Annotated in this window: 12 protein-coding genes and 1 pseudogene; all 13 read right to left on the bottom strand. The window is 32.7% G+C overall.

Annotation, left to right across the window (positions count from 1 at the left end; translation table 11 throughout):
• Positions 1 to 12: 12 nt before the first annotated feature.
• Positions 13 to 1578: a flagellar hook-associated protein 2 gene (locus HWV59_RS22100; protein WP_102230902.1), complete on the bottom strand. Its 1566-nt coding sequence runs from the start codon at positions 1576 to 1578 to the stop codon at positions 13 to 15.
• Between the two features lie 13 nt (positions 1579 to 1591).
• Positions 1592 to 1933 carry a flagellar protein FlaG gene (gene flaG, locus HWV59_RS22095; RefSeq protein ID WP_175640287.1) on the bottom strand — a complete coding sequence of 114 codons (342 nt, stop codon included), beginning with the start codon at positions 1931 to 1933 and terminating at the stop codon, positions 1592 to 1594.
• A 1210-nt stretch (positions 1934 to 3143) separates the two neighbouring features.
• Positions 3144 to 4496 carry a 2-C-methyl-D-erythritol 4-phosphate cytidylyltransferase gene (gene ispD / locus HWV59_RS22090; RefSeq protein ID WP_217708543.1) on the bottom strand — a complete coding sequence of 451 codons (1353 nt, stop codon included), beginning with the start codon at positions 4494 to 4496 and terminating at the stop codon, positions 3144 to 3146.
• Positions 4497 to 4704: 208 nt separating this feature from the next.
• Positions 4705 to 5763 carry a glycosyltransferase family 2 protein gene (locus HWV59_RS22085; RefSeq protein WP_175640285.1) on the bottom strand — a complete coding sequence of 353 codons (1059 nt, stop codon included), beginning with the start codon at positions 5761 to 5763 and terminating at the stop codon, positions 4705 to 4707.
• Between the two features lie 79 nt (positions 5764 to 5842).
• Positions 5843 to 6958, bottom strand: coding sequence for a CDP-glycerol glycerophosphotransferase family protein (locus HWV59_RS22080; RefSeq protein WP_175640284.1), 1116 nt, complete (start codon positions 6956 to 6958; stop codon positions 5843 to 5845).
• 88 nt (positions 6959 to 7046) lie between these two features.
• Complete coding sequence (locus tag HWV59_RS22075; RefSeq protein ID WP_175640283.1) at positions 7047 to 8693, bottom strand: glycosyltransferase; 1647 nt, start codon at positions 8691 to 8693, stop codon at positions 7047 to 7049.
• Between the two features lie 144 nt (positions 8694 to 8837).
• A pseudogene (locus HWV59_RS22070) lies at positions 8838 to 8951 on the bottom strand (flagellin); the annotation flags it as partial.
• A gap of 346 nt (positions 8952 to 9297) precedes the next feature.
• Positions 9298 to 10074: a flagellin Hag gene (gene hag / locus HWV59_RS22065; RefSeq protein WP_175640282.1), complete on the bottom strand. Its 777-nt coding sequence runs from the start codon at positions 10072 to 10074 to the stop codon at positions 9298 to 9300.
• A 248-nt stretch (positions 10075 to 10322) separates the two neighbouring features.
• The gene (gene csrA, locus HWV59_RS22060; protein ID WP_102230896.1) at positions 10323 to 10556 is read right to left on the bottom strand and encodes a carbon storage regulator CsrA; all 234 of its coding nucleotides are present in this window, start codon (positions 10554 to 10556) and stop codon (positions 10323 to 10325) included.
• A 12-nt stretch (positions 10557 to 10568) separates the two neighbouring features.
• A complete protein-coding gene (gene fliW / locus HWV59_RS22055) occupies positions 10569 to 11006 on the bottom strand; it encodes a flagellar assembly protein FliW (RefSeq protein ID WP_102230895.1) in 438 nt (145 codons plus the stop codon).
• An 18-nt stretch (positions 11007 to 11024) separates the two neighbouring features.
• On the bottom strand, positions 11025 to 11585 hold the full coding sequence (locus HWV59_RS22050) for a DUF6470 family protein (protein WP_175640281.1): 561 nt from the start codon (positions 11583 to 11585) through the stop codon (positions 11025 to 11027).
• A 40-nt stretch (positions 11586 to 11625) separates the two neighbouring features.
• Positions 11626 to 12504 (bottom strand): flagellar hook-associated protein FlgL, encoded by an 879-nt coding sequence (gene flgL / locus HWV59_RS22045; protein WP_175640280.1) that lies wholly within the window; start codon positions 12502 to 12504, stop codon positions 11626 to 11628.
• A 14-nt stretch (positions 12505 to 12518) separates the two neighbouring features.
• Positions 12519 to 14105: a flagellar hook-associated protein FlgK gene (gene flgK, locus HWV59_RS22040; protein WP_175640279.1), complete on the bottom strand. Its 1587-nt coding sequence runs from the start codon at positions 14103 to 14105 to the stop codon at positions 12519 to 12521.
• Positions 14106 to 14122 lie beyond the last annotated feature (17 nt).

Raw genomic sequence — 14122 nt, 5'->3', positions numbered from 1 at the left:
CACTCCTTTTCTTTAAGCAAATTGTTGCATTAAGTAAGCAGATTGAGAATTAGCCTTTTGAATGGCTGATTCCATCGCTGAAAATTGTTTCCAATATCTATTTTCAATCTGTGTGAGACGATTTTCAAAACGGTCAATTTGGGAGTTTAAATCAACGATATTACGTCCAATTAAAAATTGTGAATTTGATGAAGTTAGTTTACCTGCTTTTTTCTCAATGCTTTCTACGGTATCACTAATGATATTTCGAAGTCTTTTTGTTAATCCTAGTTCTGACAGAACGGTACTATCCTTGGTCGATGTTGAACCATCTGCTGCCGTTGTCGTAATACGTGTTGCACCACTAAACATTTGGAAAACAGCTTGCGGATCTTTTGTAATAGCTTCTCTTAACTTAGTTTCATCAACCGTTAATTTCCCATTGTCTCGATAGTTATTAGTGGTTTTAATCCCGATTTCTGCTAACTGATTAAAATCACTATTTCCTCCAGTGCCTGTGTAAGGGGAATATAAAGCAGTACGCATCTTTGTTAGCGAAGATGCTAAAATTGAATCATTTTTTATTAGACCACTTTTTGCTTTTTCTTCCCATAACTCAACTTGTTTCTCTGTCATTGCCTCTTTTTCTTCATCTGAAAGAGGCTGATAGTCACGGTATCGTGTTTCACTTACTTTCCCGTTTATTTTTTCAATCATTTCATTGTATTTATTAACAAACTGGACAATTTTATCAACCATATTGTCTGTATCATTTGAAACAGATATAGTAGCTGCTTTTCCATTCGTTACATCGTTCAAAGTATAGGTTACATTGTTAATTTCAAATGTATTACTAGCTTTGCTTGTAGCTAGTCCGTTTATCGTAAATTCAGCATTATCTCCTGTTGTTGTAGCGGTAAGAGTAGAAGGAACAGCACTATTAGCTACATCTTGGAAACCCAGGTCAGTAAATAACGTTTTTGCAGCTTCATTTACGATTGTAATAGAGGAACCACTTCCGGTATCATTTTTCGTCATAGCTACTTTACCATTTTCTGCGAACACATTAATTCCTAATTCTTTTTTACTTGATAGCTGTTTTAAAACATCCTCTAATGTAGAACCTGCTTTAATTGTTAATTCAATAACATCGGATTTTGTACCGTCACTATTCGTCACCATTGATTGTGTACCATCGCCATTTGTAACCTTTAATTGAATTACAGTGTCTGATGCAAATGTGTTTTGGTCATATGTTATTGGTGAGTTTGAAATCCAGTTAGTTGAAGTAGCTAATTTATCTACAACAATTGCTGTATTTACATTTCCTGAATTTGTATTTGCTGTCGCAGTAACCGCACTAGACAAAGAACTTGTTACAGTCTTTTTTAAGAAGTCCTTTTGTAGTGTCATATTGTCAAAAATATAATCATCAAAGTCACTTAAAAGAGTGTTCATGCTACGATAGTCATCTCGTTGCCATTCAAGAACTTGCTTTTTTTGAGTAAGTTTATCTAGCGGAATTCTTTCAGCTTTCATTAAATCACTTACAATTGTATCGATATCCATTCCACTGGCTAATCCACCTATTCTTACCATGTTTTAACCTCCTCTAGATTTTTTTATCAAATAGAATGCCCATGAATTCTTTCATTTCTGAATAAATATCAAGTATTTTTTTTGATGGAATTTCTTTTATGACTTCATTTGTCTGATTATCAACTACTGTTACATAATACTTATTCAATTCTTCATGAAGCTCAAACTTAATATGTGTATTGGTAGGTTGCAGAAAATCATTTAAGCTTTTAACGATTTTTTTTAGACTTTCTTCATTTTGTATTACTTTATTTTCTATTAAATTATTACTTTCTGAATCTCTTTTTTCTACAGGCCATTTTGTTTGTTCTGTGTTGTGAAGTGTTAGTTGTGAAGTTATTTTGTCGATTGACATGGGTAACACTCCTCTTAATTAGGTTATCTATTTTTATTATCGGTAAATTATTTTAGAGTTTTAGTGATTTACTTACTTTAATATACCTTGATATAAAATTAATCATAAACACTAATAGAAGAATCTATTATTCCCTAATTTACAAACCAAAGAAATGTCAAATTAATTAAATTCTTAATATATAACCAAAAATTCAAAACCCTCTATTAGTCTATGATGCTATGCCATCTTTTTTATGTATAAAACACGTAGAGCTTAAGTCAGTGATTACAGGTGGAGAAAAAGTGTTAGAAAGTATCTTATCAATTAATTTTTATGCAGAAATGAAAATTAAATAAAAATTACCTCAAATAATAATAAGGAGATGAATCATCTATAACCAAGTAGCATGCATGTAGATTAGAAATTTTGACCATCATTAAAACAAGAAAACGGAAGAAGAATGCGATTAATATCTATTAATTTAATACTGGAAATTGTCCCCTTCCAAAGATGAATATTATAAAAAAGGGGATAAAGTAAAAACTCTACAGTGATAATAGGGTCTCTTGAGCAAATTGAACAAAGATTCTATCGAAATAAATTATTTAAATCAAGTCCAATGAATACTTATAATAAACCAAAAAATTTAATATAAAGAATATACATAGAAATAATGTTGCATTACTCTTTGGAATCTAAGAAGCAAAATATATTTAACTGAAAATTCTTGATTAATTTATGGGAATTTCTCTGTAGAAGTACCTCATCAACTTCCAGCTATTGTAAAGTATTACATTAAATTCGAAGAAGTAACTTTTTAAATTGATTATCTTGTAATAGCCGGTCCGAAACATAAAAAACTGGTTTAGTAGTTTGTAGCCCTTCTGGAGAACGAATTGCTCTTCTCTTGAACAAAAGACTAGATTTTTTCACTAACTTTAAACGAATAACACTTACTCGTCTCTCTTGATTTACCTAAACTAAAAACAGCTACATCACAGAATGTAACTGTTTCTCCAAACAATAAATCCTATTTTTATATTTAATCAATTTACAATGCACCAATTTTTCAAAAACCAAACTAGCATAACTTCTTCGGATAAATCTTAATTCACATTCTTTTTCAATTTCAACAAGTATTTATACAGTTCATTAACAATAGAAAGGTTAAGTTAACTTTTTGTAAAACAAATAGAAATTCAATCAAAGTATATATATCATACCATTTCTACTTTCTAACATCGATTACTTGCCCAGATATTTTAGATAGTAACGTTTGTAGAGAAATTTCCGCTACCTTAAATGGATCTAATAACGATTCTTCTGGCTCATTCCCAAAATTTCTTATTCTCATAAGTGTATTCGTTCTCTCAGGGTTTATAGCATTTATCCTTATGTTCTTATTAATTGAAAATTCTTCGTTAATGCCTTGTACTAAGTTTACGATTGCAGCTTTTGTAGATGAATAGGTTGAGTATAGAGACCTTCCTCTAGTGTATGAGCTAGATGTAAACAACAGAAAAGCGCCATTACTCATCTCCAAATATTGAATTCCAGCTTTTATAACATTAATAGCACCTAAATAATTCACATTTATTTCATAAGTAATATCATCTATATCCCGGCTCTCAATACTTCCTATATTTAATATTCCCGCTGTATTAACAATATAATCAATTTTAGATTCCCTCAGAAAAATCTCATTCAATACTTCCTTGATTTTACAGTAGTCTGTAACATCGACTCCATTGTTTCTAGAAAATGAATAGACCTTGGCTCCATATTTTTTAGCTAGATCAACAATTTCTCTTCCAATTCCATTGCTACCGCCGAACACAGCAATAACTTTATTTTTTATATCTAATAGATTTATGTTTCCATATTCAGTATTCGAACTGAGCTGAAATAGTCGATCTGCTAGATAAAGATCTTCTTTATAAGTAATTTTAATATTAATTTCTTCACCACTAACAACAAATACATCAGCTAATTGATACTTTAAGACTAATCCACAATCATCGGTTACATTATCAAATCCGTCGTCCATTGAAAGTATATGCGCTTGTTTTATCAGACCCACTTTAAATGCTTGTGGTGTTTGCCCTCTTTTTAATTTATTTCGATTAGGAATATCCTTAATGAAATGTCGATGGTCAATTTGAATAATCGTATCTGAGGTTGGAATTGCCACATCGACAGCCTCGTAGTGGTTCAGAGCTGAAAGACAGTCATCAATAATCCTGTTGCAAACAAATGGTCTAACAGCATCATGTATTAGTACTTTATCCTCGTCGTCTAAGGCTGAAAGACCAATGAATGAACTTTCTTTTCTGCTTTTCCCACCATTCAAAACCCTTTTAACCTTTGAAAAAGAATTTCTTAATAAGATTTCCTCAAGCAGATATCGATATTGCTGAGGAACCACAATTGTTATTTCATCAATTTGCGGATGTTTTTCAAAAACTTCTACTGTATGTTCAACAATCGTCTTACCTGCTAATTTTAAAAATTGTTTTGGTATTTGATTACCTAATCTTCTACCTTTACCTGATGCTAATATGATTACATGAACCTTTTCCAAATTACACCACCACATTTAAATAAATTGTAATTGTATCACATTAACTAGTTGTAGGATTCCTACCTAAGAGTTTTAGATTCATCTAGAAGCTAAAACTGAGTTTGATACAGTTCGTTACATTCAGCAGCTTGGTTCAGCTAATACTCAAGATATGAATAGACCACCTGTTAAAAATAATACCTATCGTAATGATCTACAAGAGATGAGACTATAACAACCTGTTTTTTGCCCTGTCTCTCTTCTCCTTTATAGTCTTTAGTAATTTAAGATATTCCTTTGCGACCTCTTTATTCAATGCGTAAACGTAAGGCTTAATATTTCTAATATATTCAGTTATGGCTGGTGTTTTTAAAACAACCTCATCGGTCAAATTGTTCACGCTAATATTTAACGTTCTGATTATCGAGAAACAATTATACTTTGATGGTGACTTTAAAGCTTTTGATAAGGGATTCCATAAATTCAGTGTCAATACACGATTTAAATAGAAAATAAATAAATCTTCCTTTATATTCGGTTCATTAGGTGATTCATCAATGTATTTTTTTGATAGTTCAATCATATTTATAAAACCTGTAATTTTTTCTTCTAACAACCCTTCTGTTTGTGATAATGACACATCTCCTGGTTTTCTCATCCGATAATAAAAAGTTATACATGGTTCCAAGTAAATTTTTTTAGCATTTAAATAAGCATATAATGTAAAAGGCTGATCTTCACCATTATAAATTTGTTCTGAAAATTTTAGATCATTAATTAATTCTTTGGAGAATAACTTTCCACATGAATAGATTAAGAAATAAAGTTCAGGGTTTTTCAGCAAATTTTTTTCTCCAGCCATTGTTAAGGAAGGAAATTTTTCCAACATCCAAGGTGACTTAGTCTCTTCATTTTGATAAATTAAATGATTTCCAATAACTAAATCAGCATTCTCTCTCTGTGCTGCCATGTACAATTTTTTAATTGCATCCTTTTCAATATAATCGTCACTGTCTAGAAAATATATATAATGCCCTTTTGATAGTTTCAAGCCAATATTTCTCGATGCAGATACACCTTGATTTTTCTTGTTTCTTATTAAAGTAATGTTCGGATATCTCTCTAGATATTTTTTTGCTATTTCATAAGTTCCATCACTAGAGCAATCATCTATTAAAACTAATTCAATATCTTCCATAGTTTGGTTTATAACTGATTCAATTGTTTCTACAATATAGTCCTTTACGTTGTACATTGGAATTATTATACTTATCTTTTTACTAATCATTTTTAATTATTCCTCCAAAATTACGTTCAAAACAAATTCTGTTTACACCAAAAGAAAGGCTATTGTTACTTACTTATTATCAACGCTTTTCCTCAAAACGGAAAATTAAATTTCTTAGGCTTCTTAGATATCTGTTTGTGTCAGCTTCAAAATTTAAAAGGTTGATAATTTCATTTGCAGCTCTTTCACCTGATTTTCCATCTCTTAGCTTGTAAATATTATTCATAAAATAATCGACATTCAACAGCTGTTCTTCAAACAATCTTGAATCGTTAAGAAAGTACTCGATATTCTCTCCCTTATTTAAGTTGATCAAGTTTTTTCTTAACAAATATTCGCCACCATCTGCCTCAGATAGAGGCTCATTGGTGATCGGATTTAATAGAAGGATGTTTTTTCTCGCAAGCATTGATTCAAATATCATACTGCTATTGTCCGTAATAATAAAATCAGCTAGTTTAAAAAGAGCAAATAGATCTCCCTGGTCCATTGTAATGTTTTTGAAATTTTTATAAATATAATCTCTTCTGTAGTCTTCACTATCTCGAAACGATGTGCCATGGTGTAGCTTAATTATGACATTATACTGATCCTGAAGATGATTTATTTCCATTATCCAATCATCTATAGAGCTTAATTCTCCATAGGTTGGAGCATAAACAATCGTTTTTTTCTGATCATCCATGACAAATTTTCCACTTACAATTTTCATATTATCTATTTCATCTTTAAACCATTTATCAAATTTAGGATTTCCTACTAGTGCAGAGCTGTTAAAAATATTTAACCGTTCATGGTCGTATTCGGAATAGCATAAAATCTTATCATAAAAAACATTCCACCATGAATAATTCCAATCTTCCTTAGCTAACAAACCATAAACTGTTCTAACATGTCTTTCGGCAGTATCTATAAGATTTCCGTTATAGTAAGGACTTACCATGCAATCATATTTGAAAGTTTGATCCTTAATTGCAGAAACGGTGTAAGCTTCTATGTCATTACGGTCTAATTTTTCTAAAAAGTTTAATACATCCTGATACATGTAAAACATTTCTCTTCTGTCAACAAAATAATCATTAATTACCAAGTGACAGTTTATCCCTGCTTTTATCAGCTCATTAATGATTGATTCATAGACATAATAATGAAATGTTGTCTCAATATAAAAACCTACAGTATATTTTTTTTCCATCCTTACTCCCCACTCATTTAGTGAAAAAGATTGTCTAATATAAAAAAATTAGACAATCTTTTGATATTATTTTAGGTTCTATTTCATCTTAAATGTTTTTAATTCTCTTCTTTATCATTACTTTATAATCTTTATCCAGTAAATTCTGCTTATTAATAAAAAGATTAATTAATTGAGAATCATTAATAACAATTGCTTGCTGGTATATTTTACAAAATACATCTAATTCATATTTCGATAATTTTTTCTTTTTATTTAAAAATAAAACATCTAGTAGACTAGTTATTGAGAAATCAAATTTTAATTGTTTAATTAACATTTTATTATTAGTATTTCGAAGCTTTAAAGTTAACAAAATAAAATCATAAACAGTAAAAATGTTGGTTAATAGCAGTGACTTTAATTCTTCTGTTGAAATACCACTGATCTCTTCAGAAACTTGTTCATATTGTTTATTTAAAAGCCAAAATTTAAGCCTTATTGCATCCACCTCTTTCGTGGACGAGGATTTTTCCGGTACATACTCATTAATCAATTTTTGAATATTTAGTAGCGGTGTACTTACTAATATAGTCAAGAGCCTAGATGTATTCATTGATTTTCTAGTTAACACATTAGATTGAATAAATTGAAGCATTTCATGCTTTGAACTAAATTTTCCAAGCAGTGTAATTAATTTATTCCAACTATCATTATCAGCTTCATTTACCGATAATGATCTAGAATAATGGAATACAGCTAACTGAATATTTCCTTCCTTCTCATATATTTCTCCTAAATATTTATGTGGTAAATATTCCAGATAATCTTTACTATAAAATACCTGCAGCCTATTTTTATGTTCAATAATATATTCTAATAGTTGGATGGCTTCTTTATTTTTTCCAGAATCAAGCAGAATTTTCGCTTTATTAAATTTAAAATCTGCTATTTTATCGTATACACCTTCGCAGCTTTCAATAATAGATAGTGCTTCACTATTTCGGTTTAGTTCATGCAAGCTGATAACCATTCGAATTAATAGCTTGACAACCCATTCAAATTCAAAAGAATCTTTATGTTGGTAGCCTTTTTTATAGTAGACTATTGCTTCTTCAAAATCGCCTAATGAAAAATATTCATTGCCTAAGTAGTAGTAGTCGATGCCTGTCTTATCATGAATTGATTTTAAAAGCTTTAAATTTCTCGCAGTTTTATTTTTATCTTTCTTTGCAGAAACAAGATAACCGGAGTGAAAAATTTCTAGCTCTAGTATTCCTCTTTTTTCATTGCCATCAACATGTTGCAATTTTTCATGGATTTTACGGTCATAATATATACTGTCATCATTTTTATAAAATCTTTCATGATAGTTTTGCACAGTTTGATTTCCTAACAAACCTACAAAATTAACTATTTGAACGGAAAAAATATTTTCCTTTATTAATTTGCCGGAAAATGTTCTTTTAAATCTGGAAAAGCTCTCACGCTCTACATATTCATCAGCATCTAGTGCTAATATCCATTCTCCTGACGCCTTAGATGCTGCAAAATTCCTTGCCTTTGAAAAGTTATCATTCCAATTATAATCATAGACTAAATTTGTATAAACAGAAGCAATTTCTCTCGTTTTATCTTTTGAACCTGTATCAACAACTATAATCTCATCGGCAATTCCAGTAATTGACTCCAGACATCTCTTAATTACATTTTCTTCATCTTTTACAATCATACAAACTGATAAAAAAGGTTTCATGATGACACTTCCTACATGGCTTTTTATGTTGAACAGTTATTATTAATTTTTCTTGTATATATACTCATTTACAAAGGGTTTATAAATAAATTATAAAACCTTTGTAAATGAACCTATCTCTTACTTGAGATAGGTTCCAATGTATTATCTTAATAATTGTAGAACACCTTGAGGTTGTTGATTCGCCTGAGCAAGCATAGCTTGTGATGCTTGCGATAGAATTGAATTCTTTGTTTGTTCCATCATTTCTTTCGCCATCGTGCGAACATTTGCTTTCACAAATGACTAGACTATATCTTCACCCTTTAGGGATTAAGTAGGGGTCGGGAGCTTCGGGGTCACAATGCTGATGGTCATTGTTTCACCTACGGGTTTCATCATCATGAGCTTAGCTTTTAGATGGTTTACCCTAGTCGTTGAACCTTCTCCACTCTTTCGAGATAGGAGCTTGGATGCTGATTGCCCAATCTTTTCTTTTTTCAAACCATCACGCTTGTCGTTTCCAACTACGTTGTGGTAAGAAAAGCTCTAAGGATTTCCCAGCAATTCACCCGATAATAATCACTAGCCGTTACCAGCCAGGACGACTGTGCTTGTCACTACATTAGGCAGCCAAAGCATAATCAACGTCACGGATACGAGATTCCGCAGCAGTTAAGTTTTCAGAAGATGTGCTTAAGTTATTAATAGTATGCTCTAAACGATTTTGAGTAGCACCTAAATTAGAACGTTCTGCAGACACCTGTTTAATTGCATCATCAATAGCTGTTAATTGGTCATCAAAACCTGTTCCAGCAAAATCAGTTACATCAATAGATGAAACTGAAACAGTAACAGAACCAGCAGAATCTGTTGTTCCCAATGCATCAGCTGACATATCATTAATAGAAAGTGAGATTTGTTGATCTTCATTTGCACCAATTTGGAAGGTACCACTTGTAAACGTACCATCTAGTAAGTTTTTACCATTAAATTGAGTACGATCAGCAATACCCTTAGATCCAGCTTCTCCACCTAATTCCTCTTGAAGTGCATCAATTTCATCTTGAATAGCTTCTAAATCATCTGATCCTTGTGTACCAGTATTTCCTGCTTGAACTACAAGTTCACGCATACGTTGAAGAATATCATGAGTCTCATTTAAAGCACCTTCAGCAGTCTGAATTAAAGAAATACCGTCTTGTGCATTACGGGATGCTTGATCTAAACCACGAATTTGCCCACGCATTTTTTCAGATATTGCAAGACCAGCTGCGTCATCTCCTGCTCTGTTAATTCTAAGGCCTGAAGATAATTTCTCCATTGATTTTGCTTGCCCAGCTTGACCAGCACCCAACTGACGATACGTATTAAGCGCTGCAATATTATGATTAATTCTCATTTTAAATTTCCTCCTTGAATATAAGTTCCTCCACTTCCTTGTGGATGAAAGTTTAATTGAGTTCGAAAGGAATTACTCATTGTCGGCCGCCAAATTGTGTTCCTTCCTTACACTATTATTATCGACACTTTAGATAATTGTTTAATAGTTTTTTAAAAGAAATTTATATTTATAAATGGGTAGTTTTTCCTTCCTTATAAATACTTCAAACATACCAGCAATAAAAAAATCAAAAACCCTAAGCATTTTCACTTAGGGTCCGTTCGTTTATTCATAATTTCATTTAAAACATTTGGTGAGATAGAAGCAGCTTCACTATTCGATTCTTGAATGGAAAGATATATCTCCTTCCGATGAATCTCTACATCCCTTGGGGCATTAATTCCTAATTTAATTTGATCACCATTAATTGAAAGGATTGTAATTTCTATGTCTTCGCCAATTTTAATGGATTCATTTGTTTTTCTAGTTAAGACTAACATGATTTCACATCCTTATTTTTCTCCAGCCTCAGCAAATAATGGATATCTAATGGAATAGTTTGAATTATTTAGAATGACTTGTTTTCCTAGCTTTTTCTTGTAGTTGATTATTAATGGTGCCTGTAGATTTGCTGTTGAGTTCTTTAGTGAGTCTTTTACTGTCATTATAGCCAATACTTCTAGATCTTCTGCATTTGTTAACTGAATTGCCTCTTTCTCACCATCTGTTAAATCAAATTCATATTCCTTCGTATAGTGAAATGGATTAACTACGACAAAGCCTAATTCTGTTGTTTCAATCGATTGAAGGATTGAAAAGGGAGACTCTTTATCTAAAGGGAGTAGAGTGTATTTCTTTTCATTAATAAATCCAGGTATCCCGTTTTCAAATTTGATAATCTCATTTTCTTCTATGGTTATCTCACCATGGTATTTTGTTTCTATCACCATTCATCATCATCCTTTTTGTTATACCTTTATATCAAAGTCAATTTTCAAGTCATTCTTTTTTGCTATGTTTATTTCTACATTCCCAGCTTGATAGTCAAGGATTGGTTTATTTACAGCTACTGAAATGATTGGTTTGTTAGGAGTTATCGTAATTTCTACCACTGCAGGCTGGTAGTTAATTTTTACACTTCCTACTGATGGCACAAATCCTATTCCGAACTCTTTCATAGGTTTGTACCCATTTCTCTGTGCTTGGGTAGCAATAGGATTCCCACCATTTTCTATTTTCATAAGTTCTTCGCCTTCTTGAACTATTCTTTTAATTCCTGTTGACCAACCTTGTTTGCCCTCTTGTGTATTTTCCTCAATACTATGAAAAACTGACTTTATTTCGACATCGGCCCTTGCCTGTGTTTGGTCGATTGTTAATTTTCCTGGATTTGTTCGAAATGAAAGATTTGCCTTTGGTTGTTCGATTGACATATCTGCCTTTTGTTGCTGTACTTGTGTAGTGGCACTTCTACTTTCGATTGAGATTTGGGCATTTGTGCTTTCAAGTCTAATCTGAGGTATTTGCAAGACAATCACTCCTAGTGAAAAAGCTATATAGATAGATAGCTTAACGTAAAAAGTCCATTAAAGTTGGTTGTATTATTTTTGCTCCTACACTTAGCGCTGCGCGATGCACACTTTCTTGGGTTGTTAAATCAGTAATGACTCTTTCAATTTCAGCGTCTTCATTATCGGAGATGATTTGATTCGCCATGATTTCTGATTTACTTAATCGATTTTCGACCATTTCTAATCGATTATAGCGGGCTCCCATTTCAGATCTTTGGGCTTGGAGAGTATCGAGTCGACTGTCAATATCTCCAAGTATTTGATCAAGTTTTCCTGCATCGTAATTTTCCGTTAACGTTTGAGTCAGATCGTTTAAGGTTTCAAATAATCCTTCGTTGAAAAGCTGTTCTGAATCTATATTCGCCTTTAGCTTTACACCTGCTGACACTTCAATCATGTAATCATCTGAATTTATGACAACATCGACTGGATTTACGGAGCGAACAGGCGCCTGATCAACATTAGTACCATTAAAGATATAGCGACCTGCAACCTTGGTATTTGCTGTTTCCTTTAGATCAAGTTTCAATTGTTCGATTTCTGTTGCAATGGCAAATCGATCTTCATCTGTATATGTGTCTGATTTACCTTGGACAATCAATTCCCGAATTCGTTGAAAAGCACTGTTCGCTTGTTCTAATCCAGCTTCTGAACTATCCATCCACGAATAAGCTTCTGAAAGGTTTCTCTGGTATTGTTCGATTTCTCTTAAGTTAGATCGATTATACATTCCTTTCATCGCTACAACCGGGTCTTGGGAAGGTCTGGTAATTTTCTTCCCAGTTGATAATTGATTTTGAAGATCTCCAAGACGATCATAACTATTACTTAGATGTCGTAATGAATTAATAGCTAACATCCCTTGAGTTACACGCATTTATTTACACCTACCTATCTTCCGCCAACTCCCATGCCGTTAATGATTTTGTCGAGAATTTCATCTTGAAGAGAAATCATTCTCGCTGATGCATTATAGGCATGTTGAAATTGAATCATATTTGTCATTTCTTCATCTAAAGAAACAGAGCTTGTTGACATTCTTCTTTCCTCTACTGCTTGTTTTAGTGCATTGCTGTTTTCAGCTAGGCGGTTTGCATTCTGTGTATCAACCGCCATTCCACCAATTAATACCTCATAGTAGTTTCGGAAGTTTGCCCTTTCTGATTTATTACCATAATCATACTCTTGGTTAATCACTTCCGCTAAATTTAACAACGCAGTTGCATCACCAGTTGTTGCATCCTCTGGATTCTCTGCTTGTGCATTTGCAATATTATCAAGACTAGCACGAATTTCATCAGAAATTTCCATACGTTGTGCAAAGTTTTTTCGAAGTGATTCATCTGCTACTGGATTTCCGTTATCGTCTCTTATCAAAAGAGGTGACTCACTGCTGTCTTGGAAAAACGGAATTTCTTCGTTTTCTTTATTTAATATTTCGTTAGGACTCATTCCTGCATAGTGGACCTTATTAAATTCAACAGCAAATGTAAAAGCTAGATTATCTAGTTCTTCTAACATTTTCGGGTATGTTCCGCTTACGCCATTACTGTCTTTCATTCCGTATGATTCAATTAAGCCCATTAATTTTCCTTCAGATGTAAACTCAAATTTATCGTTACCAACAGAGACACTTGTTACGTAAGAATCTTCGTTTGTTGGGGTATAGTTCACTTTTATTGTTTCATATCCTGTTTCATCTAATAGATTGGTAATTTTCCCATTATTCGGTCCTACTAAATCAATAATAACCTTCCCCTCTGCGCCACTAACAGCGTTACCTCCTGTTGGCTTATAAGAAACTTTCACATTGACCAGATTGGATAATTGATCAATTAACCGATCTCTTTCATCATATAAATCGTTTGGAAGGTAACCATGTGGTTCAACAGCTGCAACCTGCTCATTCACATTATTGATTTGAGCTAATAGTGTATTCACTTCTTTTTCTGTTACATCGATTTCTTTTCCAATATCCTGTCTAATAGCCGAGAGGGACGTAGATAAATATTGAAATGTTTCAGATAGGGCAACTCCCTGCTCACGAACAACGGCACGTGCTCCTGGGTTTTTAGGGTTAACAGCAAGGTCCTGAATCGATTGCCAAAACAAATCCATCGTTTGAGCTAGTCCTGAGTCAGAAGGCTCATTCATGACTTCTTCCATTTGCTTCATCGCATTCACTTTAGTTTCCCAATACCCTACTTTATTTTCCTCATTTCGGTATTGAACATCTAAAAAGGAATCTCTTACTCTATGAATATTACCGGCCTCAACTCCTGTACCAAGCTGGCCAGGGATTTGCGGTCGATTAAGACCAGGTGATGGGTATGGATCAGTTTGTTCAAAATTAACTCTCTGCCTTGTGTAACCAGGGGTGTTGGCATTTGCAATATTATGAGCTGTTACACCTAAAGCTGTTTGCTGTGTGGACATTCCACGACGCGCGATTTCTAACCCCGAGAAGGTAGACACCATTCTATTTCCTCCTATCT

This window comes from Metabacillus schmidteae (genome assembly GCF_903166545.1).
Taxonomy (GTDB): Bacteria; Bacillota; Bacilli; order Bacillales; family Bacillaceae; genus Metabacillus; species Metabacillus schmidteae.
This window is presented reverse-complemented; position numbering and strand designations above follow the sequence as displayed.

Bases quoted from the DNA above. Each gene is read 5' to 3' on its own strand.
- HWV59_RS22100 (WP_102230902.1), bottom strand. From the start codon at position 1,578: ATGGTAAGAATAGGTGGATTAGCCAGTGGAATGGATATCGATACAATT.
- flaG (WP_175640287.1), bottom strand. From the start codon at position 1,933: ATGTCAATCGACAAAATAACTTCACAACTAACACTTCACAACACAGAA.
- HWV59_RS22085 (WP_175640285.1), bottom strand. From the start codon at position 5,763: ATGATTAGTAAAAAGATAAGTATAATAATTCCAATGTACAACGTAAAG.
- HWV59_RS22080 (WP_175640284.1), bottom strand. From the start codon at position 6,958: ATGGAAAAAAAATATACTGTAGGTTTTTATATTGAGACAACATTTCAT.
- HWV59_RS22075 (WP_175640283.1), bottom strand. From the start codon at position 8,693: ATGAAACCTTTTTTATCAGTTTGTATGATTGTAAAAGATGAAGAAAAT.
- hag (WP_175640282.1), bottom strand. From the start codon at position 10,074: ATGAGAATTAATCATAATATTGCAGCGCTTAATACGTATCGTCAGTTG.
- csrA (WP_102230896.1), bottom strand. From the start codon at position 10,556: ATGTTAGTCTTAACTAGAAAAACAAATGAATCCATTAAAATTGGCGAA.
- fliW (WP_102230895.1), bottom strand. From the start codon at position 11,006: ATGGTGATAGAAACAAAATACCATGGTGAGATAACCATAGAAGAAAAT.
- flgL (WP_175640280.1), bottom strand. From the start codon at position 12,504: ATGCGTGTAACTCAAGGGATGTTAGCTATTAATTCATTACGACATCTA.
- flgK (WP_175640279.1), bottom strand. From the start codon at position 14,105: ATGGTGTCTACCTTCTCGGGGTTAGAAATCGCGCGTCGTGGAATGTCC.